The organism is Corynebacterium sp. AOP12-C2-36, assembly GCF_052379185.1.
Lineage (GTDB): Bacteria > Actinomycetota > Actinomycetes > Mycobacteriales > Mycobacteriaceae > Corynebacterium.
Genome location: NZ_JBQSYJ010000011.1, coordinates 42,149 through 60,080, shown reverse-complemented (window position 1 = coordinate 60,080; position 17,932 = coordinate 42,149). Strand labels below are relative to the sequence as shown.

The 17,932-nt window shown below is 66.0% G+C and carries 25 protein-coding genes and 3 tRNA genes; 12 read left to right on the top strand and 16 right to left on the bottom strand.

Features of this window, described 5'->3' with window-relative positions:
* Window positions 1–40: 40 nt before the first annotated feature.
* From ACT3UN_RS10955 to ACT3UN_RS10905, 11 genes are all read right to left on the bottom strand, one after another.
* A complete protein-coding gene (locus ACT3UN_RS10955; protein ID WP_444657058.1) occupies window positions 41–586 on the bottom strand; it encodes a single-stranded DNA-binding protein in 546 nt (181 codons plus the stop codon).
* Window positions 583–807, bottom strand: coding sequence for a hypothetical protein (locus tag ACT3UN_RS10950; RefSeq protein WP_444657057.1), 225 nt, complete (start codon window positions 805–807; stop codon window positions 583–585). The genes ACT3UN_RS10955 and ACT3UN_RS10950 overlap by 4 nt, the downstream gene beginning before the upstream one ends.
* A 331-nt stretch (window positions 808–1,138) precedes the next feature.
* Window positions 1,139–1,921, bottom strand: a complete 783-nt coding sequence (locus tag ACT3UN_RS10945) for a hypothetical protein (protein WP_444657056.1) — start codon at window positions 1,919–1,921, stop codon at window positions 1,139–1,141.
* Window positions 1,918–2,127, bottom strand: coding sequence for a hypothetical protein (locus ACT3UN_RS10940; protein ID WP_444657055.1), 210 nt, complete (start codon window positions 2,125–2,127; stop codon window positions 1,918–1,920). Before ACT3UN_RS10940 ends, ACT3UN_RS10945 begins: the two co-directional genes overlap by 4 nt.
* On the bottom strand, window positions 2,124–2,345 hold the full coding sequence (locus ACT3UN_RS10935; RefSeq protein ID WP_444657054.1) for a hypothetical protein: 222 nt from the start codon (window positions 2,343–2,345) through the stop codon (window positions 2,124–2,126). Before ACT3UN_RS10935 ends, ACT3UN_RS10940 begins: the two co-directional genes overlap by 4 nt.
* Entirely contained in the window at window positions 2,342–2,695 is a 354-nt protein-coding gene (locus ACT3UN_RS10930; RefSeq protein WP_444657053.1) for a hypothetical protein, read from the bottom strand. Before ACT3UN_RS10930 ends, ACT3UN_RS10935 begins: the two co-directional genes overlap by 4 nt.
* The gene (locus ACT3UN_RS10925; protein ID WP_444657052.1) at window positions 2,692–2,925 is read right to left on the bottom strand and encodes a hypothetical protein; all 234 of its coding nucleotides are present in this window, start codon (window positions 2,923–2,925) and stop codon (window positions 2,692–2,694) included. The genes ACT3UN_RS10930 and ACT3UN_RS10925 overlap by 4 nt, the downstream gene beginning before the upstream one ends.
* A gap of 68 nt (window positions 2,926–2,993) precedes the next feature.
* Window positions 2,994–3,257, bottom strand: coding sequence for a hypothetical protein (locus ACT3UN_RS10920; protein WP_444657051.1), 264 nt, complete (start codon window positions 3,255–3,257; stop codon window positions 2,994–2,996).
* On the bottom strand, window positions 3,244–3,597 hold the full coding sequence (locus ACT3UN_RS10915; protein WP_444657050.1) for a helix-turn-helix domain-containing protein: 354 nt from the start codon (window positions 3,595–3,597) through the stop codon (window positions 3,244–3,246). The genes ACT3UN_RS10920 and ACT3UN_RS10915 overlap by 14 nt, the downstream gene beginning before the upstream one ends.
* Window positions 3,597–3,833 carry a helix-turn-helix transcriptional regulator gene (locus tag ACT3UN_RS10910; protein ID WP_444657049.1) on the bottom strand — a complete coding sequence of 79 codons (237 nt, stop codon included), beginning with the start codon at window positions 3,831–3,833 and terminating at the stop codon, window positions 3,597–3,599. The genes ACT3UN_RS10915 and ACT3UN_RS10910 overlap by 1 nt, the downstream gene beginning before the upstream one ends.
* A gap of 469 nt (window positions 3,834–4,302) precedes the next feature.
* Window positions 4,303–4,542 (bottom strand): hypothetical protein, encoded by a 240-nt coding sequence (locus tag ACT3UN_RS10905; RefSeq protein ID WP_444657048.1) that lies wholly within the window; start codon window positions 4,540–4,542, stop codon window positions 4,303–4,305.
* Window positions 4,543–4,693: 151 nt separating this feature from the next.
* On the opposite strand from ACT3UN_RS10905, the gene ACT3UN_RS10900 reads away from it, so the two are divergent.
* The 4 genes from ACT3UN_RS10900 (at window position 4,694) to ACT3UN_RS10885 (ending at window position 7,666) form a co-directional block, all read left to right on the top strand.
* On the top strand, window positions 4,694–5,245 hold the full coding sequence (locus ACT3UN_RS10900) for a hypothetical protein (RefSeq protein WP_444657047.1): 552 nt from the start codon (window positions 4,694–4,696) through the stop codon (window positions 5,243–5,245).
* Between the two features lie 3 nt (window positions 5,246–5,248).
* Window positions 5,249–5,632 (top strand): ImmA/IrrE family metallo-endopeptidase, encoded by a 384-nt coding sequence (locus tag ACT3UN_RS10895; protein WP_444657046.1) that lies wholly within the window; start codon window positions 5,249–5,251, stop codon window positions 5,630–5,632.
* 167 nt (window positions 5,633–5,799) lie between these two features.
* Window positions 5,800–6,420 carry a DUF4352 domain-containing protein gene (locus ACT3UN_RS10890; RefSeq protein WP_444657045.1) on the top strand — a complete coding sequence of 207 codons (621 nt, stop codon included), beginning with the start codon at window positions 5,800–5,802 and terminating at the stop codon, window positions 6,418–6,420.
* A 97-nt stretch (window positions 6,421–6,517) separates the two neighbouring features.
* Entirely contained in the window at window positions 6,518–7,666 is a 1,149-nt protein-coding gene (locus ACT3UN_RS10885; protein ID WP_444657044.1) for a tyrosine-type recombinase/integrase, read from the top strand.
* Here the strand turns inward: ACT3UN_RS10885 and ACT3UN_RS10880 are convergent.
* Both ACT3UN_RS10880 and ACT3UN_RS10875 read right to left on the bottom strand, forming a co-directional pair.
* Window positions 7,667–7,742: transfer RNA gene (locus ACT3UN_RS10880), tRNA-Val, on the bottom strand.
* Window positions 7,743–7,793: 51 nt separating this feature from the next.
* Window positions 7,794–8,222, bottom strand: a complete 429-nt coding sequence (locus ACT3UN_RS10875; RefSeq protein ID WP_301443325.1) for a DUF3052 domain-containing protein — start codon at window positions 8,220–8,222, stop codon at window positions 7,794–7,796.
* 352 nt (window positions 8,223–8,574) lie between these two features.
* Here ACT3UN_RS10875 and aceE point away from each other — a divergent pair, with 352 nt between their 5' ends.
* From aceE to ACT3UN_RS10860, 3 genes are all read left to right on the top strand, one after another.
* Window positions 8,575–11,388, top strand: a complete 2,814-nt coding sequence (gene aceE / locus ACT3UN_RS10870; protein ID WP_301443324.1) for a pyruvate dehydrogenase (acetyl-transferring), homodimeric type — start codon at window positions 8,575–8,577, stop codon at window positions 11,386–11,388.
* 109 nt (window positions 11,389–11,497) lie between these two features.
* A complete protein-coding gene (locus ACT3UN_RS10865) occupies window positions 11,498–11,851 on the top strand; it encodes an acyl carrier protein (RefSeq protein ID WP_301443323.1) in 354 nt (117 codons plus the stop codon).
* A gap of 4 nt (window positions 11,852–11,855) precedes the next feature.
* On the top strand, window positions 11,856–12,734 hold the full coding sequence (locus ACT3UN_RS10860) for a serine hydrolase domain-containing protein (protein WP_301443322.1): 879 nt from the start codon (window positions 11,856–11,858) through the stop codon (window positions 12,732–12,734).
* Here ACT3UN_RS10860 and ACT3UN_RS10855 read toward each other — a convergent pair.
* The 3 genes from ACT3UN_RS10855 to ACT3UN_RS10845 form a co-directional block, all read right to left on the bottom strand.
* On the bottom strand, window positions 12,719–13,744 hold the full coding sequence (locus tag ACT3UN_RS10855) for an SRPBCC family protein (protein WP_301443321.1): 1,026 nt from the start codon (window positions 13,742–13,744) through the stop codon (window positions 12,719–12,721). The two genes, ACT3UN_RS10860 and ACT3UN_RS10855, sit on opposite strands and share 16 nt — an antisense overlap.
* A 69-nt stretch (window positions 13,745–13,813) precedes the next feature.
* A complete protein-coding gene (locus ACT3UN_RS10850; RefSeq protein ID WP_301443320.1) occupies window positions 13,814–14,416 on the bottom strand; it encodes a hypothetical protein in 603 nt (200 codons plus the stop codon).
* A gap of 220 nt (window positions 14,417–14,636) precedes the next feature.
* Window positions 14,637–14,708: transfer RNA gene (locus tag ACT3UN_RS10845), tRNA-Asn, on the bottom strand.
* 205 nt (window positions 14,709–14,913) lie between these two features.
* On the opposite strand from ACT3UN_RS10845, the gene ACT3UN_RS10840 reads away from it, so the two are divergent.
* The 5 genes from ACT3UN_RS10840 (at window position 14,914) to ACT3UN_RS10820 (ending at window position 17,872) form a co-directional block, all read left to right on the top strand.
* Window positions 14,914–14,987, top strand: a tRNA-Ile gene (locus tag ACT3UN_RS10840).
* Window positions 14,988–15,132: 145 nt separating this feature from the next.
* The gene (locus tag ACT3UN_RS10835; RefSeq protein WP_444657043.1) at window positions 15,133–16,359 is read left to right on the top strand and encodes a tyrosine-type recombinase/integrase; all 1,227 of its coding nucleotides are present in this window, start codon (window positions 15,133–15,135) and stop codon (window positions 16,357–16,359) included.
* Window positions 16,356–16,919, top strand: coding sequence for a hypothetical protein (locus tag ACT3UN_RS10830; RefSeq protein ID WP_444657042.1), 564 nt, complete (start codon window positions 16,356–16,358; stop codon window positions 16,917–16,919). The genes ACT3UN_RS10835 and ACT3UN_RS10830 overlap by 4 nt, the downstream gene beginning before the upstream one ends.
* A 144-nt stretch (window positions 16,920–17,063) precedes the next feature.
* The gene (locus ACT3UN_RS10825; RefSeq protein ID WP_312978339.1) at window positions 17,064–17,258 is read left to right on the top strand and encodes a helix-turn-helix domain-containing protein; all 195 of its coding nucleotides are present in this window, start codon (window positions 17,064–17,066) and stop codon (window positions 17,256–17,258) included.
* Window positions 17,259–17,260: 2 nt separating this feature from the next.
* A complete protein-coding gene (locus ACT3UN_RS10820) occupies window positions 17,261–17,872 on the top strand; it encodes a hypothetical protein (RefSeq protein ID WP_444657041.1) in 612 nt (203 codons plus the stop codon).
* Window positions 17,873–17,932 lie beyond the last annotated feature (60 nt).

Sequence of the window (17,932 nt, the reverse complement as noted above, 5' to 3'; positions counted from 1 at the left end):
GCCCGTCATGGACGGGGCGGGAGATTATTCGGGCCATGGGTCAGAACGGCGGTTCCTCGCCGCCGTCGAATCCCCCGGCGGGCGGGGCACTGTTCCACGGGTCGTCATCCGGGGCGTGATGCCCTCCGAAGCTGCCCTGTGGCGCCTGCTGACCACCCGGCGCGCTGTGTCCGGTGTTGGGGGCCTGTTGGCGGGGTTGTCCGCCGTAGTTGCCGCCGTTGCGGGGGTTCTTTTCGGTGAGGCAGGTGGCGTACTTGAGTGAGGGGCCGACCTCGTCTGCTTCGACCTCGAACACGGTGCGCTTCTCGCCTTCGCGGGTCTCGAAGGAGCGTTGGCGGAGTCGTCCGGTGACGATGACGCGCTCTCCCTTGTTGAGTGAGTTGGCGACGTTCTCGGCTGCGGCGCGCCAGATGTTGCACTGGAGGAACAGGGCTTCTCCGTCGACCCACTGGTTGGTCTGGGAGTCGTAGCGGCGCGGTGTGGAGGCGACGCGGAAGTTCGCCACGGCGGTACCGGACGGGGTGTAGCGGAGAGTCGGATCGTCAACAAGGTTTCCCACGACTGTGATGGGCGTTTCTCCTCTCATTCGGAGGTCCTCTCGTACTGGCTGTTCTTCTCTTGGATCGGACCACCTGCGTTCTTCCAGGTGCGGCCTCGGACGATCTCGCTGACGTAGGCCTCCGATACTCCGTAGGCACGGGCGAGGATCTTCTGGGGTGCGCCGTTGGATCTCCGGACTCTCATGGTCAGGACGTCGGCAGCGGTGAGCCTGGCGCTGGGTGCTGTCGTCCGTCCTCTGGTGACCATGTCGTTGATGTTCGACAGCCTGGTGTCGAACCGGAGGTGGTCGGGGTTGCAGCATGGGGGGTTATCGCAGGAGTGGCAGGTTTCTAGGCCGGACGCTCGCTGCTCGCCTGTGGTGAACGACAGTGCGAGCGCATGTGCTGGATGGCGTTTCCCGTGCCACACGAAGATCCCGTAGCCGTTGCGATCTGTGTCTCCTCGCCAGGTCCAGCACTCGCCGGTTTGGTCTACGAGGGACCAGAATCGCGTCACGCTCATTGCATCTAGGAGCGAGGGAGCCGGCTCTTGGTTGACTCGTCGGCGTCCCGTTCGCAGGGCGGTGCACAGTTCCATGTCAGGCCCCCTCGCGCAGCAGGATGGTGGCGAGGTTGCCGTCGATGCTCTCAGCGAGGTCGTCGAGTTCCACGCCGGGGTCGTACTCGTCGTTGGGGTTGGTGCGGCTCTGCTGCACGATGTCCCAGAGGTGGGCGCAGGTGCCGACGATCAGGTCCCATGCGGCGGCGGACCAGGGGACCTGTGAGATCTCCGGGACGTCGTCGCGGGTGGCGGGCGCGCGGACGATCCAGCCGAGTGGGGATCCGATGACGCCCATCTGGGTGAGCACCTGGGCGGCCTCGCCGATCGGGATGTCCGGGCCGTCGGAGGCGGGCACGAGGAGGCCCAGGCGCGGTCCGGTCTTTGCCTCGACGATGTGGCAGGCCCGCGGGTCGTCGGAGAACACGCGGTTCTCGGGGCCGTGGGGTCTCGGCGCCCTCGGGCGGAACACCGAGTCCGGGGTGACGACGTGCGGAAAGCACAGCTCCTCGACTGTGGGGGCTCGGTAGGCCGGCTGCGACTCGAAGTACCCGTCATCGTGGCCGGACTCCCCTGCCCAGTACTCGACGAGGGCGTCCTCGGCGGCGTGGCCCCATCGGAAGCGGCGGGCGGTGAGCTCGTCGGGCTCCCGGGCGTCGCGAGGGTCGATCAGGTGGTCGTAGACATCGTGGATGGTGCGCCCGTACGGGTCGACGCCCATGATCGCGGGGATCTTGCTGGCGGAGATGTAGGAGTCGTGCTCGCGGGTTCCCGGCTTCGGCGGGCACGCGATGAACTCGGCGGTGGGTGTCGATGCGGTCATTTGCTTCTCCTGTAGTGGTTGAGGATCTGCCGGCCGGGCGCGGTAGGCGTCCAGCCGGGGCTCTTCGGTGATCCGGACCAGCGAATGAGTCCGGCGACGGCGAGCACTTCGGCGCCGTCGGTGCCGGGGCGGTCTCGGTCGGTGACGGCGGTGATGCCGTCGGCGAGCCCGATGAGGTACTCGCGGTACTGGTCGCTATCGGTCATCCCCAGTGCTCCCGGTTCGCCGCCCACTCGGTCTCGATGTGCGCGGCGACGCGGCGGCCCAGTCCGGTCGGAAGACTGTCCTCCCCGATCAGCCCCCGCATCTTCAAGCTGCGCCGAGTCGACGCGAACGTCACCGGGCGCCCGCGCGCGGCATCGACAAGGGCCTGCTTCCCACCTATCGACGGCGGGACGTGATCGGCGTAATTCGATGTGGTCAAGATGCTCTCCTACTGAGATCAGGGATGCGCGGACGCGACCGCGAGTCACCCGCGGACGGGGACTCCAACACCCGGCGCGCCGGGTCGGCGTGCTCGGAGCAGAAGCAGAAGCCTCTCCCCCAGGTGTTGATCAGGTGTCCGGGTTCGCGGCATCCGGTGTAGGCACACGTGCCGTCGGAGGTGACGATGCGGTTTGCCCGTTGGTGCAGGGCCAGCTGGATGGATGCGCGTAGGCGACCGGCCTCGGTCATGGCCTCGGGCCAGGTGCCCCAGCTGGTGGATCCCCACTCACTGGTGACGTCCCATTCGCCGGTGTACTTGTTGCGGTTGACATGGACGTACTGGCTCATGCGGCGACTCCTCGCCGCGGCGCGGTGTAGAGCTGGCGGCCCGTGGTGACGTCGACGTAGCCGACCAGGCCGAGCACGACGACCAGCGTGTCGAGCTTCTGCACGGTCACTCGCCGGCGCTTACCTGTGGCGAGGTTGCGGAGGGTGTCTCCGTCGACGCGGAGAATGGCGCCGAGCTCACTCCACGTGGCGTGTCCGATGTCGTGGCGGTGGGCAAGCATGCTGTCCATGCGGGATCGGATCTCGTCAACGACGATGGGCGGGGCCGGAACGGCAGGGTTGTCTCGGGTGGGAACGCTCATGGACGATCGACCAGCCCGACGACAACGACGGCGACCAGGGCGAAGATGCCGGTGATACCGACCCACCCCCACGCCTCCCACGCCTGCGCGACGATCAAGAGCGCGAAGCCACCACCAAGGACGAACGCGATCATGATCGCGAACTGCGACTCAACCAACTCCCTCACCGACGGCTCACCAGGCTCCCGGCGCGCCGGGTGGTGGTGTGTTGCGGGGTGGCGGGCGAGGTCGCGCTGACGGGTGTCGTTACGGGGTTTCATGCGTCACCTCCGCGGGGCCCACCCGTTTCCCGGGTGCGTACACGACGGGGCTGCCCATGAGGTCGGTGCGGATGTAGGTCCGTCCGTGGTACTCGAGGGCCGGCGGCGCCGGCATGAGGTCCTCCCCGCGGTTGATCTTGGCGATCAGGTCAGCCAGGTCGACGTGCAGGGCTGAGGCCCAGAGGGCAATGCCGTTGAAGCGGGCCTTTGAGGCGTCTGCCTCCATCTCGGACAGGGACGAGCTCGAGCAATGTGCGTCGGTGGCGACGGTGCTCTGGGACAGGCCTCTTTCCTTACGGACGTAGGCGAGGTACTGGCCGATTTTCTGTGCGTGGGTCATCAGCCCACCGCCGCATCGCGGTCGCTGCGGGTACGGATCTGCGACTCTGACCAGGCGTCGACGTCGGCCTGTCGGTAGTAGACCCGGCGCCCGATCTTCGCGAAGTCGGGGCCGGTGCCCATGTAGCGGCGCTGGGCCCAGGTCTGGGCGGTGGTGCCGGGGAACTGCTCGCACAGGTCGGCCGGGGTGAGCAGGCGCGGGGCGCCGGTGGAAGTGACTGGCGTTAGGCTAGTCATGGTCTCCTCCTCATTTCTCAAGGGGTGTGTGACTGTGCACCGCCGACGCGCACATGTCCTGGCAGACAGCGTCGGCGGTGCTCGTATGTAGGGGGTCGAGGTGCAGCGAGCGCCTCTCAGGTGAGATTGGACCTGGTCCTGGGGCGCGTCCGTCGAGGTGGTTGTGAGCCCCTCGGTGTCACGGACGGCGACGCCTGTTGATCAGGTGTCCGCTGCTTTCTCCGGCAGAGGGAAGCGCTGGAAAACCTCCAGCCGTGCGCACACCTCGACCCCGGTGCCCTACCCCGGTCATGAACCGGTACCGGACCTGGTCCGGCAGTAGGGCGAAGGTGTCTTACTTGCACTGTTCAGTTCTCAAATATCGAGGACACGTGTGGTCCTGGTGCTCTACGTCGGCCATGACGCCGGTGACAGCCTGCGCTGCGCGTGGAGCGCGCCCCTGCCCGCTTCCCCACGGACGGGGACGGAGTCAGGCGGCCGTGGTGGTGCGGGAAGGCACGTACTCAACCCACTTGCTCAGGTCGAACCCGGTTCCCTGCACGACGGCGACCTGGGCCGCCATGATCGGGCTGATCGCCTCACCTCGTCGCATCCGATCAACCTCTTCGACGCTGACTCCGAGGATCGCCGCGACCCGGTCGTCGGTATCGAGCGCGCGGTCCTGCTTGATCTGGTCGATGACGCCTCGGCGGAGTCGCATCTTCTGCATGTCCTCACCTCCCTAAGCGGATCATTTCGGTCTGTCTAGGATCATTATGGTCCTGATTGGATCGAAACGCAAGGCGTCGTCCCCGAATCGGGAGCATTCTAGATCCCTACCCCTATTGACATGCTGAAACAAGAAGTGCAAAATGATCCTCATGGAACATGAGACCTGGATCAAGAGCATCAGCCCCGACCTGAGCCCTACCGCTGCAGCGAAGACTGCCGGCCTGTCCCACACCACGGTGCTGCGGCAAGTGGAGAAGGGGCGCCTGAGCGCGGACAACGTCATCGCCATCGCGCGCGCCTACGACGCGAGCATTGTGGATGCCCTGGTCGACACCGGGCACATCCAGGCAGGAGAGGTGGAGATCGTCGGGGTAGTCCAGGCGCTCGGATACGCCACCAATGCGGAGATGCTCGACGAGATGCACAAGCGCGTTGATCCGGAAGCCGTCCGCCTATTCCACGGCGAGGACGGCGAAGTGACCACCCACTTCGACGACGAGGACGCCGACGTCCTCAAATTCCCCTCAGATGACGCCGATACCCCCGAGGGTGTTTCTGGTGAGCAGCAGGAGCACGAGGAATCCACCCCCGATGTCCATGGCGAGGGGCATGATCTCGACGAGGTGCTCCGTAAAGCGAACCAGCTGAAGGGCGCCGCACAACGACGGACCCCACGACTCGAGGAGCCTGAAGATCCCTAAACCATGAAGCAGCTGAAAGCTAAGGCCAAGGAGCTCGGAGTAGCGGTCTACGAGACGAACAAACTTCGCGGCGACCTGAACGCGATCTACATGCACGACGACCGGGTCATCCTCCTACGGGACGATCTCGACCCCTACACAAAGCGATCGGCTCTGGCGCACGAGATCGGGCATGCGCGCTACGGGGACGAGCACTCGGATGACCCGCGCCTAGAACGCCGGGCGGACCTGTGGGCAGCGCAGCTGGTCATCAGCGAGCCTGCCTATCGCGAAGCCGAGCAGGACTACGGGCCCCATCCCGGCGCGCTGGCCTGGGCCCTCGGTGTCACCCGCGACGTGGTCGACACCTGGCGCACTCTGACACTCAAGAGGCGGGAAGCGTCATGACCGGCACATCGTGATCTAAGTTCACCCGACCGCCCCTGCTTATACCCCCCGTGGCTTAAGATAATACGGATCTGGAAACTACCAGAATCAGCCAGAACGCCGAGATGCTCGGCCCCCACGATCTCGCCGTGACGTGGCGAGTGACCGTTCGAGAGGACCTATCCCCTATGACTGACCAGAACCAGTACGGGCAACCCCCGCAGCAGCCCGCCAAGGAGAAGAAGCCGTTCTATAAGCGCGCATGGTTCATCATCCTGCTAATCATCGTTGTGATCATCGTCCTGGCTTCCGCGCTCAGCGGCGGCGACGATGACGACTCGAGCAGTTCCGACAACTCGTCGAACAGCCAGGACAACAGCGGTGACAATGGCGACAACGGTGATGATCAGGCCAACGGAAACGGTGGCGGAGACGAGGGTGCCGCACAGCTCGGCGACACCGTCCACACCGATAAGGCCGACATCACCGCCAGTAACCTTCGCCCGTCCAGCAGTGCCCTCGGCGGCGAGTACCTGTGCGTCGACGTGAGCTTCGAGGTGACAGGTGACGACTCACTGAGCCTGAACGGTGCGATGGACTGGAAGCTCACCGACCCCAACGGGGTGACTCACAGCCAGACGTTCACCGAAGAGGCGAACTACGACACCGTGGAGGTCGGCCCCGGCGGTAACTACTCCGGGACCGCGTGCTTCGAGTCAGCAGCCGCCCCCGGCGACTACCGTCTGAACTTCGAGGAGGCCATGGCCTTCCTCAACTCAGCCGAGGCGGAGTGGAACGCCACTCTCTAAGAGAGACTCCACACGACTGAAAGGCCCCCACTGCCGGGCAAGGGCGGTGGGGGCCGGAGTGTCCACATGAAGCAGCAGACATGAGAGAGGCTACATCATGGCTGATCCAGAGCCGTACATGACCAATGCGGGGAAACGGTACAAGATCCAGTACCGCAAGCCGGACCGGAAGCTCACGACCAAGCGCGGTTTTCGCACGAAACGCGACGCACGCGAGTGGCACGCACAGAACGTCGTCGACATCAGCGACGGGTCCTACACGAGCCCGACCGCCGGGCGCGTGACCTTCACGGCCGTCGGTGAGGACTGGCTGGCGACCAAGCACAACATCCAGCCCAAGACGAAGCGGGCCTACGAGCAGGCGCTGGCCCGGATCGGCAAGACCGGGTACATCGGCGAGACGTACGTCAAGGACATCAACGCCAAGCTCGTGCGTGACTGGGTGAAGCAGGCCAAGGCGGACTTCGCGCCGCGCACGGTGGTGAATGACCACGCCGTGCTGCACCAGGTGCTCAAGATGGCGGTGACCGACAAACTGATCAAGACGAACCCTGCCGTCGGTGTCGACCTCCCGAAGATCGTGGAGTCCGAGATGGTGCCGCTGACCGTCGAGCAGCTCTACGCGATGGCGGATGCCGCGGGCCGGTATCGACCGGCAGTGCTGACCCTCGGCCTGGCGGGACTGCGGTGGGGGGAGCTGGTGGGCCTGCAGGTGCGCGACGTCGACGTGGCGAAAGGGCACATCTACGTCCGCCGACAGAAGTACGAGTCCGGTGGAGAATTGATCGACGGGCTGCCGAAGTACGGCAAGAAGCGGTTCGTCCCGCTGATCGCTGACCTGGTGCCCGTCATCGTCCCCCTGCTGTCCGGGAAGAAGAAGACAGACCTCGTGTTCGCCACACCGAGCCTGACGCCACTGTGGGTCGGCAATGCCCGGCGCGACTGGTTCGATCCGGCGGCAGAGAAGATCGGCATGGAGGATCTGACCCCGCACAAGATCCGCCACACGTATGCGTCGTTGGCGATCCGGTCAGGGGCCAACGCGAAGGTGCTGCAGCAGGCGATGGGTCACAGCTCTGCGAAGCTGACGATGGATCGATACGGCGAGTGGTTCCCGGACGACATGCAGTCGTTGGCCGTGGCGATGGGGAACATGATCTCCGCGGAACGTAGTCAAAATGTAGTCACGGAGGCCGTTTCCGGAGGGGACCAGGTGTCCAACGTCATCTCGTTGCCTGGTCAGTAGTGGTGCGCACTGACGGGTTCGAACCGCCGACCTGCTGGGTGTAAACCAGCTGCTCTTCCAACTGAGCTAAATGCGCGTCATCCCCACGCGGCCACTCCTGGGCCGACCGTCGGGAACCTGTAGAACTCTAGCGCTTCGTCCCGCCGGGGACCAGACAGGCCCCCTGCCAGGCGCCGAGGCGCGTCGAGATCGTCTGGACGAGGCCGGCGACCTGGGCGGACTCGGCGATCTCGCCCGGTTCCACCGTCCCCGGCGTGCCTGCGGCCGGGGTCAGCAGCCAGATACGGCCAGACTCCCCCAGGTTCCTGGTCGCGTCGACGAGTCCGTCGACGAGGTCGCCGTCATCGTGGCGCCACCACAGCAGGACGACGTCGACCATTTCGTCGGTCTCCTCGTCGAGGAGAGCCTCTCCGATGATCTCCTCGAGTCCCTCACTGATGGAGCTGTCGGCGTCTTCGTCCCAACCGAGCTCCTGCACGATCTGGCCGTTGGACACGTCCAACAACTCTGCCCAGTCCTGTCCTTCGTGCACTGCTGCGCCGGAGGCGTCTCCCACTTGCGGTTCCCTGACCTTTCCTCTGATATTTCTGGTGCCATTACTTCTTGCACCCCCAAGGAGGGTGCTTCGTGACGATCCCCCGAGTGGCGTATTTCACCATCCGGGCACTGCCCCGAGCCCGCGCGGGCCGCGCCTGGCGCGACACCCGCAGATCAAGGCACTGATCTCCCCTGCATAGTAGGGGAAGTATCTGGTCATGGCTAGGCGGTGGGCCAACTTGCCCGGCATCGCGCTGTAAATACCTACCCCGGTCTTCCGTAGTATCGAACAGTGACAGACCGTCGACAGGCCCCGCAGCCGCAGTCCAGGACCGCGGGCCAAGTCCTTTCCCGTACCCAGGAGGAGCGTCATGACATCTGCGTCCAGCAGGTCACCCAAGTCCGACAAGTCGGACAGCAATTTCAGCACCATCCGCGATGGCGTCGCGTCCTATCTCCGGGACTCCGACCCTGACGAGACCCAGGAGTGGATGGACTCCCTCGACGGTCTCCTCGGCGACGCGGGCCCGGACCGCGCCCGTTACCTGATGCTGCGCCTGCTGGAGCGCGCCTCCGCCAAGCGCGTCCCCATGCCCCCGCTGCTGTCCACGGACTACGTGAACACCATCCCCACCACCATGGAACCGGAGTTCCCCGGTGACGAGGACATGGAGAAGCGCTACCGCCGCTGGATCCGCTGGAACGCCGCGGTGATGGTCCACCGCGCCCAGCGTCCCGGCATCGGCGTGGGCGGACACATCTCGTCCTACGCCTCCGCCGCCGCCCTCTACGAGGTCGGCTTCAACCACTTCTTCCGCGGCAAGGACCACGCCGGCGGCGGCGACCACGTGTTCTTCCAGGGCCACGCCTCCCCCGGCATCTACGCCCGCGCCTTCCTCGAGGGCCGCCTCTCCGAGGAGGAGATGGACGCCTTCCGCCAGGAAAAGAGCAAGCCCGGCATCGGCATGCCCAGCTACCCCCACCCCCACGGCATGCCCGACTTCTGGGAGCACCCCACCGTGTCGATGGGCCTGGGCCCGATGAACGCCATCTACCAGGCGCGCTTCGACCGTTACCTCAACGACCGTGGCATCAAGGACACCTCCCAGCAGCACACCTGGGCGTTCCTCGGCGACGGCGAGATGGACGAGCCGGAGTCCCGCGGCCTCATCCAGCAGGCCGCCCTCTACAACCTCGACAACCTGACCTTCGTGGTGAACTGCAACCTGCAGCGCCTCGACGGCCCGGTCCGCGGCAACACCAAGATCATCCAGGAGCTCGAGAGCTTCTTCCGCGGTGCCGGCTGGAACGTCATTAAGGTCGTCTGGGCCCGCGAGTGGGACGACCTGCTCGCCAAGGACAAGGACGGCGACCTGGTCAACGTCATGAACACCACGCCGGACGGCGACTACCAGACCTTCAAGGCCAAGGACGGCGGCTACGTCCGCAAGTACTTCTTCGAGCAGAACCCGGAGACCGCCAAGCTCGTCGAGGACATGACCGACGAGGAGATCTTCGCCCTGCGCCGCGGTGGCCACGACTACCGCAAGATCTACGCCGCCTACAAGCGCGCACTGGAGACCAAGGACCAGCCGACGGTCATCCTGGCCCACACCATCAAGGGCTACGGTCTCGGCCACAACTTCGAGGGCCGCAACGCCACCCACCAGATGAAGAAGCTGGCCCTGGAGGACCTCAAGCAGTTCCGCACCAAGCAGGAGATCCCGATCTCCGACGAGGAGCTGGAGAAGGACCCGTACCTTCCCCCGTACTTCAACCCCGGTCCGGACTCCCCGGAGGTCCGGTACATGCTCGAGCGCCGCGAGGAGCTCGGCGGTGCCGTGCCGGAGCGCCGCAACTCCTACACGCCGCTGAAGGTCCCCGAGGTCAAGGACGGCGTCCGCAGCGTCCTGAAGGGCTCCGGCAAGCAGGAGGTCGCCACGACCATGGCGCTCGTCCGCGCGCTCAAGGACCTGATGCGTGACCCGGAGATCAAGAAGCGCCTCGTGCCGATCATCCCGGACGAGGCCCGCACCTTCGGCATGGACTCCTGGTTCCCGACGCTGAAGATCTACAACAACCACGGCCAGAACTACACGCCGGTGGACGCCGACCTGATGCTGTCCTACAAGGAGGCCACCTCCGGCCAGATCCTGCACGAGGGCATCAACGAGGCCGGCTCCATCGCCTCGTTCACCGCCGCCGCCACGTCCTACGCGACCCACGGCGAGCCGATGATCCCGCTGTACATCTTCTACGCGATGTTCGGCTTCCAGCGCACCGGCGACGGCATCTGGGCCGCCGCCGACCAGATGGCGCGTGGTTTCCTCATCGGCGCCACCGCAGGACGCACCACGCTGACCGGCGAGGGCCTGCAGCACATGGACGGCCACTCCCTGCTGCTCGCGGCGACCAACCCGGCCGTCGTGGCCTGGGACCCCGCCTTCGGCTTCGAGATCGGCTACATCCTGCGCGACGGCATCCAGCGCATGTACGGCGAGGGTGCCGGCAAGGACGGCCAGGGCGAGAACGTGATCTACTACCTCACCGCCTACAACGAGCCGATCCACCAGCCGGCCGTGCCGGAGAACCTGGACGTCGACGGCCTGCTCAAGGGCATCTACCTCTACTCCCCGGCCGACCGTCTGATCGGCACCGGCGAGCAGTCCGCCGGCGACGTCGGAGCCGCCCCGCAGACCGACCTGGTCGCCAACATCCTGGCGTCCGGCGTGGGTGTGACCGAGGCGATCCGCGCCAAGGAGATGCTGCGTGAGAAGTTCGACGTCAACGTGTCGCTGTACTCGGTGACGTCCTGGACCGAGCTGGCGCGTGAGGGTGCCGCGCTGTCGCGCGAGGCCCTGCGCCACCCGTCGGCGGAGACCACGAAGCCGTTCGTCACCGAGGTGCTGGACAAGGCCACCGGCCCGTTCATCGGTGTCTCCGACTTCGCCGCGGACCTGCCCGAGCAGATCCGCGCCTACGTCCCCGGCGACTACACCACCCTGGGTTGCGACGGGTTCGGATTCTCCGACACCCGTGCCGCGGCACGCCGCTTCTTCAACTCGGACGCCGAGTCGATCGTGGTCGCCGTGCTCGCCTCCCTGGCACGCGAGGGCAAGGTCTCCTGGGACGACGTCAACGACGCCGCCGAGGAACTGAACCTGACCGACCCCACCAAGGCCTGATCTGGCCTGATCTGGCCTGAGCAGGCGCAAGCGGGTTCCATCCACCTGATTGGTAAAGTGGTCCCCGACAGTGACGGGACCGCACGACCCTCTAGAAAGGTGGATGTCCGTGGAGATTTCACCGGATGCCCGAGACAAGCTCGCCGAGAAGCTCGGCGGGGAACCTGCCGACGATGCCGCGAAGGGGTCACGCCCCGCGCGCAACGCCCGCAGCGCCTCGGTCGACCCGGTGACCAGGATCTCCATGATCATCGAGGACGCCACCGGTGTCGACGTCGAGGAGATCAGCGCCGACAGCGACCTGACCGACGACCTCCACATCGACTCGGTCTCGCGCATCGACATCGCCATCCGCATCGAGGACGCCTTCGGCGTGCGCGTCGAGGAGGAGGACCTCGACTCCGCGCGCACGGTGCGTGACATCGTCCGGTTCGTGGAGGCCCGCTCCACCACGGACGCGTAGGTCCATGACAGCGCAAGACGCCGCGAGCGCCGACATCCTCGCCGCGGTGGACGCCTGGCCGGTCGACACCGTCGCCGCCGGCCTCCTCGCCCCGGGCGGTACGGCCACCCACGGGGATGTCGACCGGTTGTTCCCGCTGGCCAGCGTGAGCAAACTGATCACCGCCTACAGCGTCCTGATCGCCGTCGAGGAGGGCGCCTTCGCCCTCGACGACACCGTCGACGACGTCGTCGCCGAATACGGTGCGACGGTGGACGGTCCGTCCGACGCCACCGTGCGTGAACTGCTCAGCCACGCCTCCGGCGTAGGTATGAGCTCGCGGGAACGCGAGAAGCCCGCACGGACGCGGCGGATCTACTCCTCGGCCGGATACGAGATCCTCGCCGACCTCGTCTCCGCCACCGGTATCGACTTTGTGGACTACACGCGCGCCGCCGTGTGCGAGCCGCTGGGTATCCCGGAGGCCGACCTGGACCTCTCCGGCTCGGCCGGGCACGGTTTCAGCGCCACCGTGGCGGCGATGACACGCATCGCCGCCGAGTTCCTCTCCCCCACCCTGATCTCCGGGCAGACCTGGGACGAGGCGCTCACCGCACAGTTCGCCGACCTGGACGGCATCGTGCCGGGCTACGGGCGCCAGACGCCGTGCCCCTGGGGGCTGGGCGTGGAGATCCACGGCACCAAGTCACCGCACTGGGTGGGTTCCTCGATGCCTCAGGACGTGGCCGGGCACTTCGGTCAGTCCGGCACCTTCCTGTGGTTCCACCGTCCCAGCGGGCAGGCCGCCGTGGTGCTGACCGACCGTGCCTTCGGCCCGTGGGCGAAGGAACGTTGGGCCGGCTTCAACGACGACCTGTGGGACGCGCTTCAGACCTCCAGCTGATCGAGGCGGGCGTAGCTCGTCTCCATGCCGTCGACCATGCCGGTGCCGAGGATCATGTCCCGGGCCGCGACGCCCGGGTAGGTGATCAGCAGCGTGAGCAGCGTACCCTCCGCCACCGGGGCGAGGGACAGTTCATTGCGGGTCACCGGGCCGTCCGGCACGGGCGTGCCCTCCCCGTCGGTCATCATCTCGGTGGTGACCGCGCGGTAGGGTTCCTCGGCCTCCAGGACCTCGCCGGTGAAGCCGAACGCCGGGGCGGGCTCGGCGGTCGCTGAGGCGTCCGGCGTGGCGTCCGGCGTGGCGTCCTGCTGCCATCCGAAGCGGTAGGACTCCCCGACGGTGCTGGACACCTCGCACACGGGCATCGACCAGCCGTCCGGGCCCAGCTGCCACCTGCGCAGGACGTCCGCATCGTGGTGCGCCCGCCAGGCGTGCCGCACGTCGCCGGCCAATACCCGGGTGATGCGCACGACGGTGTCGGAGATGACCGTCAGCTGCGTCCCGGTCCCGGGCGCGGCGGAGTCCGGGTCGGCGAGGACGCCGTCCAGCTGCCCCATAGCTGCCTCCAGACCCTCCGCCATGCCCATGCCCACGAGTTTGTCCATGTCCTCGGAGCTGGCGAAGGAGGTCACCATGGTCACCGTCGCGCCCTCCTCCGTCGCGTCGAACCGGAAGGACATCGTCATCTCCGGGGCGTCGGTGTTGGGGTTGCCGGAGGCGTCGGCGAAACCGTCCGTCACCACGAAGGAGTGTGGTGCGTGGACCTCGGTGAAGGACCAGTACCCGTGGGAGGTGTCCCCCTCCGGACCGGTCATGTAGTAGTGCGTGTGGCCGCCGACGGCCATGTCGTTGCGCACCACGGTGGCGGGGTAGGTCGGTGGTCCCCAGAAGCGTTCGAGCTGCGAGGGGTCCGCGTAGGCGTTCCAGAGACGGGACGGGGAGACGGGGTAGTCGCCGGTGATCTCGATGCTCGAGGTCTCCGGTCTCATACTGACGGTTCTGACAGGCATGACGACGCTCCTTAGGCGGGAGGTCCAGTATATGCACAGCGCACAGGCCTGGAACAGGGCCAAACGGACTCACGCGTTGCGTTGCTTCAACTCACGTTCAGCGGGGACGGCCTCAGTTCCTGTGGGCGCGGGGCTGTGCCGGAGAAGGTCTGCGAGCACCCACACGACCAAGAGCACGTGAAGGGTGATCATCACTACCAGCGCGACGATATCCGTCCCAGGAGTCTGGATACTCGCCGGTCCGATCAGCCCCTGTGCCGAAATCCACAATCCGTAGCTGGAGACCAGGACGACGCCGACGGCGCCGAGCGCAGCCAGTGGGCGTGCTGAACGCTGCAGGCCGGCGCACAACCCGGTCACGCATCCCACGGCCACACCCGTGAGGGTCCAGTACGCAACGGCTTCGACTGCGAAGTCCTCCAGCGTGCCTAGTGCCAGCTGTACCGGGTAGTACGTCGCGCCTGCTATTCCGGTGGACGCTGCGCCGAGCACCGCGGCACGAAGTGGTCGGGCCTGCCGGTCGACCAGGCGAACAACGAGATAGCCCCACCAGCTCCAGAGCCAGGCAACTCCGAAGATCTGGCTGAGTACCGCCGACCCGGGAAGCACGCCTGTGTACGTCACAACAGTGACCACGGTCAGGGCGACACCCGCGCCCAGAGCGATGAACACGGATCGAATGAAGGAAGAAACGGTGAACCCCCGGATATAAGAGCGGTACCCCGCAGGAGCGAGGTCCTACTTCAACGTGACAACGACGAGACTACTGGGGCAGACCAGTAGGAGTTGCCGGTTCCGTCAACCTGGATCCCTGCTGGTTGGGCTGAGCGAAGCAACTAAACGAAGAACCCCAGGTGGCACAACCATTGGTCGCACTACCTGGGGTTAGATGCTCCTCCAGCTGGACTCGAACCAGCAACCCTTCGATTAACAGTCGAATGCTCTGCCATTGAGCTATGGAGGATTATGTCGGCGGGGCATGCTCTGCCCTGCAACGGAATGGAACTTTACAGAGCGTGGCGCGAAGGATCAAATCAGTGCCTTCACCTGCAATGACACCGGTGTTCGCCGCACCCTGCTCACGGGCGCCGGCACGGGCGGAGAACCCCCTCGGCGACCAAGGGGCACCTGCCCGGAGGGCTCATCGCCGTGTGCTTAAATGTGCCTACGGGGCTATAGCTCAGTTGGTTAGAGCCGCGGACTCATAATCCGCTGGTCGCGGGTTCAAGCCCCGCTGGCCCCACAACATACCCCCGGTTCCCACCCACGGGACCGAGGGCTTTCTCGTATCTACCTGCAGGAACGGTTTAGGGGTACGGTGGACACAAGGGGACAGGAACCCCCATAAACTCCCACCCATTTCCCACGTATCTCCCACGGAGGATGACATGCCGAGGAAGAAGGCGCGTACCCGCCGCTCATTCGGGCAACTCGACCGGCTCCCCTCCGGGCGTTGGCGCGCCCGCTACACCGCACCCACCCAGGAACGGGTTACGGCACCCCACACGTTCGCCGAGCAGATCGACGCCGAGGGGTGGCTCGCCGAGGAGCGACGCCTCATTGATCTAGGCACATGGATGCCGCCTCAAGAACGGGAGAAGAAGAGGGCAGCGGACGCCCTGACCGTCCGAGAGCTCTGTGACCGGTGGTTGTCCTCCGGCTACCTCAAACAGTCCACCGTTGCATCCCACCGCCGGAAACTCGCTAGTCGCGTCCTTTGCACCTCGTTGGCAGAGGAACCCGTGGTCGGGGTGGACCGCGCCCGCGTCGCCCTGTGGTGGTCTGAGGTACAAGAGAAGTGGCCCGACACGGGTAACACGAACTCGACCTCGTACAAGCGACTGCACACCGCGTTTCAGTTCGCCGTGGACACCCTCGACATCATCCCCACGAACCCGGTGCAGGTGAAGGGGGCGGGGAAGGCTCCCCGCCCGAAGACGAGGGACCGACCCCTGATCACCCTTGCCGAAGCTGGGGCACTGACCGATGGGATGCCTGACCGTCTCCGCGTCCCGATGCTGCTGCTGTTGTGGTCCGGGCTCCGGCTGGGGGAACTGCTGGAACTCCGGCGTAAGGATCTCCGTGGCCTCACCGGGAGCGAACTGGTGACCTTGCAGGTCCGTCGGACCGCTCAGCGCATGGAAGACCCTGACTCTCACCGACAGGTCATGGTCCCGTTCGACACTCCGAAGACGGAAGCCGGGAACAGGGACATCGTGCTCCCGAAGACCGTCTCGACGGCACTCCGCTCCCACTGTCGGGACAACGTTGCCGACGGTGCTGAGGCGTTGATCGTCACGACGACGACGGGCGCGCCGATGCTCGACACGACGTTTCGGAACCGCCTCGCCCCCGTGAAGAAGGCGGCGGGTAGGCCAGACATCACCCCGCATGACTGCAGGCGGTTCTACGGCACGCAACTCGTCACCGAAGGTCGGGTATCGCTGGAAGAGGCTAGGCGTCTCATGGGGCATGAAACGGTGGAACAACTGCTCGACTACCAGCGTGCCGCTGCAGGGTACGAGAAGCGGGCGGCGGCGGCATTGGACGCCCTCGTTCCGCCGGTGAAGGCGAACGAGAAGAAGGCACCGAGGAAGACGGAGGACGCGGCATGACTGACAACGACGACTGCAAGAACTACACCGATGACGAGGTGGAGGACATCGTGAGGAAGAGTATCTCCTCGTTCCCCGGGCCCTCGTATGCTCAGTTCGATGGCCCGCCGCCAGTGCCGTTCACTCCGCCCTTGTATGTGAGGATCACGGACGGAGACGAGGTGCGGGCAGTGTTCCGACTCGTCCCGGTCTACGACGATGACGAGGGTGTCCTCGTTGACGAGAAGGCGGGTATCCGGGTGCGCCTCGACCAGATCGAACCGGGGAATGATGCAGGGGCAGGTGACCGCGTAGCCCGGCGCGACCGGCCCACCGTGGTGACCTACGACGCCGAGGAGCGTACCGCCCGGCGCCTGCCGATGCTGTGGGTGATGTACGACGAGGTGCAGGGCATCTACCGGTTCGACATGCGCCCCCTCAACGAGAAGAGGGAGCGTGCCACCACGGGGCACCTGTTCGATGCCCGTGCTGACCGCCTCGCGTGGGTGCTGTGGGTGCTCAACGAGGAAACTGTCGCCGTGGACCTTTTGCGCGCCGGGCTGGACCGACGCACCCCCTGACGGTGGACAGATAGGCCCATAGGAGGGCATACTGGCCGTGCGGACATAGGGCCGTGGGACAGAAGACCTGCTCTCAATCGCGCTGCCACCCGAAAGGATGTGGCAGGGCGCAAGCGTGCCACCGGCACGAGAGAGTAGGCACCGTTGTCTACGACGACCACCGAATACCTGTCCTTGAAAGAAGCCGCTGACCGATGGGGGGTCAGTTCCAAGACGGTCCGCCGTCGCATCGCCGAGGGAAACCTCCCCGCCTACCGCTCCGGGCGCATCATCCGCGTCCGTGCTGCAGACGTTGACGAGATGATGCAGCCGGTCAACCCGTGGGCGGCGGTGAAGTAACCGTGACGATCACAGAGAAGACCCCGCCGCGGGGAAACGACGGGGCCGAAGTGCTGGGGAGCAACCACCCCCAGGATACCAACACGAGGCCCACCACCCGATACGTGGAACTGACCCTCGTCCGCGCCCTGCTCAACGCACGATCAGGCGACATCGTCACCTTGTGCGCCGGGCAGAGCATCCGTGCCCTGTACTCCGATGATCGCCGTCTCGTTCTCCGCGAACTGCTGGCCTACGCCGCCGAGCAGGTCCGTGATGGGCACCCGGAACAGCCTATGGCGCCTGCAGCCGTCATGGCTCGCGTACAGGCTGCCGGTGGGGGCACTGCCGCGATGCAGGAACTCACCGACGCACTCACCGGCCCGATTGACGGGATGCAGGCGGGCACGGCCGATATCTTCGCCGTCCCGGATCTCTGGCGGGCCGTGAACCTTGAGCGCCTGTGGCGCGCGATGGACTCCCACGGCTATGCCCTCCGTGAGGCCGCCGCCAGTCGTGATGTTGGCGCCGTCCCCCGGCTGCTGGACTCGCATGCGCCCCTGCTCCTCGATCTCGCCGAGGTCGCTGGACTCGTCCCGAACATCTCCGACGCCGAGGGGAGGGAAGACCGATGACCGAGATTCAGACCGCGGGCAGTCACCTGCTCGATACGGTCACCGAGTGGCTGGGAACCT

Bases quoted from the DNA above. Each gene is read 5' to 3' on its own strand.
- ACT3UN_RS10920 (WP_444657051.1), bottom strand. From the start codon at position 3,257: ATGAAACCCCGTAACGACACCCGTCAGCGCGACCTCGCCCGCCACCCC.
- ACT3UN_RS10910 (WP_444657049.1), bottom strand. From the start codon at position 3,833: ATGACTAGCCTAACGCCAGTCACTTCCACCGGCGCCCCGCGCCTGCTC.
- ACT3UN_RS10855 (WP_301443321.1), bottom strand. From the start codon at position 13,744: ATGCCTGTCAGAACCGTCAGTATGAGACCGGAGACCTCGAGCATCGAG.
- ACT3UN_RS10835 (WP_444657043.1), top strand. From the start codon at position 15,133: ATGCCGAGGAAGAAGGCGCGTACCCGCCGCTCATTCGGGCAACTCGAC.
- ACT3UN_RS10925 (WP_444657052.1), bottom strand. From the start codon at position 2,925: ATGGACAGCATGCTTGCCCACCGCCACGACATCGGACACGCCACGTGG.
- ACT3UN_RS10930 (WP_444657053.1), bottom strand. From the start codon at position 2,695: ATGAGCCAGTACGTCCATGTCAACCGCAACAAGTACACCGGCGAATGG.
- ACT3UN_RS10955 (WP_444657058.1), bottom strand. From the start codon at position 586: ATGAGAGGAGAAACGCCCATCACAGTCGTGGGAAACCTTGTTGACGAT.
- ACT3UN_RS10905 (WP_444657048.1), bottom strand. From the start codon at position 4,542: ATGCAGAAGATGCGACTCCGCCGAGGCGTCATCGACCAGATCAAGCAG.
- ACT3UN_RS10900 (WP_444657047.1), top strand. From the start codon at position 4,694: ATGGAACATGAGACCTGGATCAAGAGCATCAGCCCCGACCTGAGCCCT.
- ACT3UN_RS10860 (WP_301443322.1), top strand. From the start codon at position 11,856: ATGACAGCGCAAGACGCCGCGAGCGCCGACATCCTCGCCGCGGTGGAC.
- ACT3UN_RS10895 (WP_444657046.1), top strand. From the start codon at position 5,249: ATGAAGCAGCTGAAAGCTAAGGCCAAGGAGCTCGGAGTAGCGGTCTAC.
- ACT3UN_RS10945 (WP_444657056.1), bottom strand. From the start codon at position 1,921: ATGACCGCATCGACACCCACCGCCGAGTTCATCGCGTGCCCGCCGAAG.
- ACT3UN_RS10885 (WP_444657044.1), top strand. From the start codon at position 6,518: ATGGCTGATCCAGAGCCGTACATGACCAATGCGGGGAAACGGTACAAG.
- ACT3UN_RS10890 (WP_444657045.1), top strand. From the start codon at position 5,800: ATGACTGACCAGAACCAGTACGGGCAACCCCCGCAGCAGCCCGCCAAG.
- ACT3UN_RS10830 (WP_444657042.1), top strand. From the start codon at position 16,356: ATGACTGACAACGACGACTGCAAGAACTACACCGATGACGAGGTGGAG.
- ACT3UN_RS10940 (WP_444657055.1), bottom strand. From the start codon at position 2,127: ATGACCGATAGCGACCAGTACCGCGAGTACCTCATCGGGCTCGCCGAC.
- ACT3UN_RS10915 (WP_444657050.1), bottom strand. From the start codon at position 3,597: ATGACCCACGCACAGAAAATCGGCCAGTACCTCGCCTACGTCCGTAAG.
- aceE (WP_301443324.1), top strand. From the start codon at position 8,575: ATGACATCTGCGTCCAGCAGGTCACCCAAGTCCGACAAGTCGGACAGC.
- ACT3UN_RS10950 (WP_444657057.1), bottom strand. From the start codon at position 807: ATGGTCACCAGAGGACGGACGACAGCACCCAGCGCCAGGCTCACCGCT.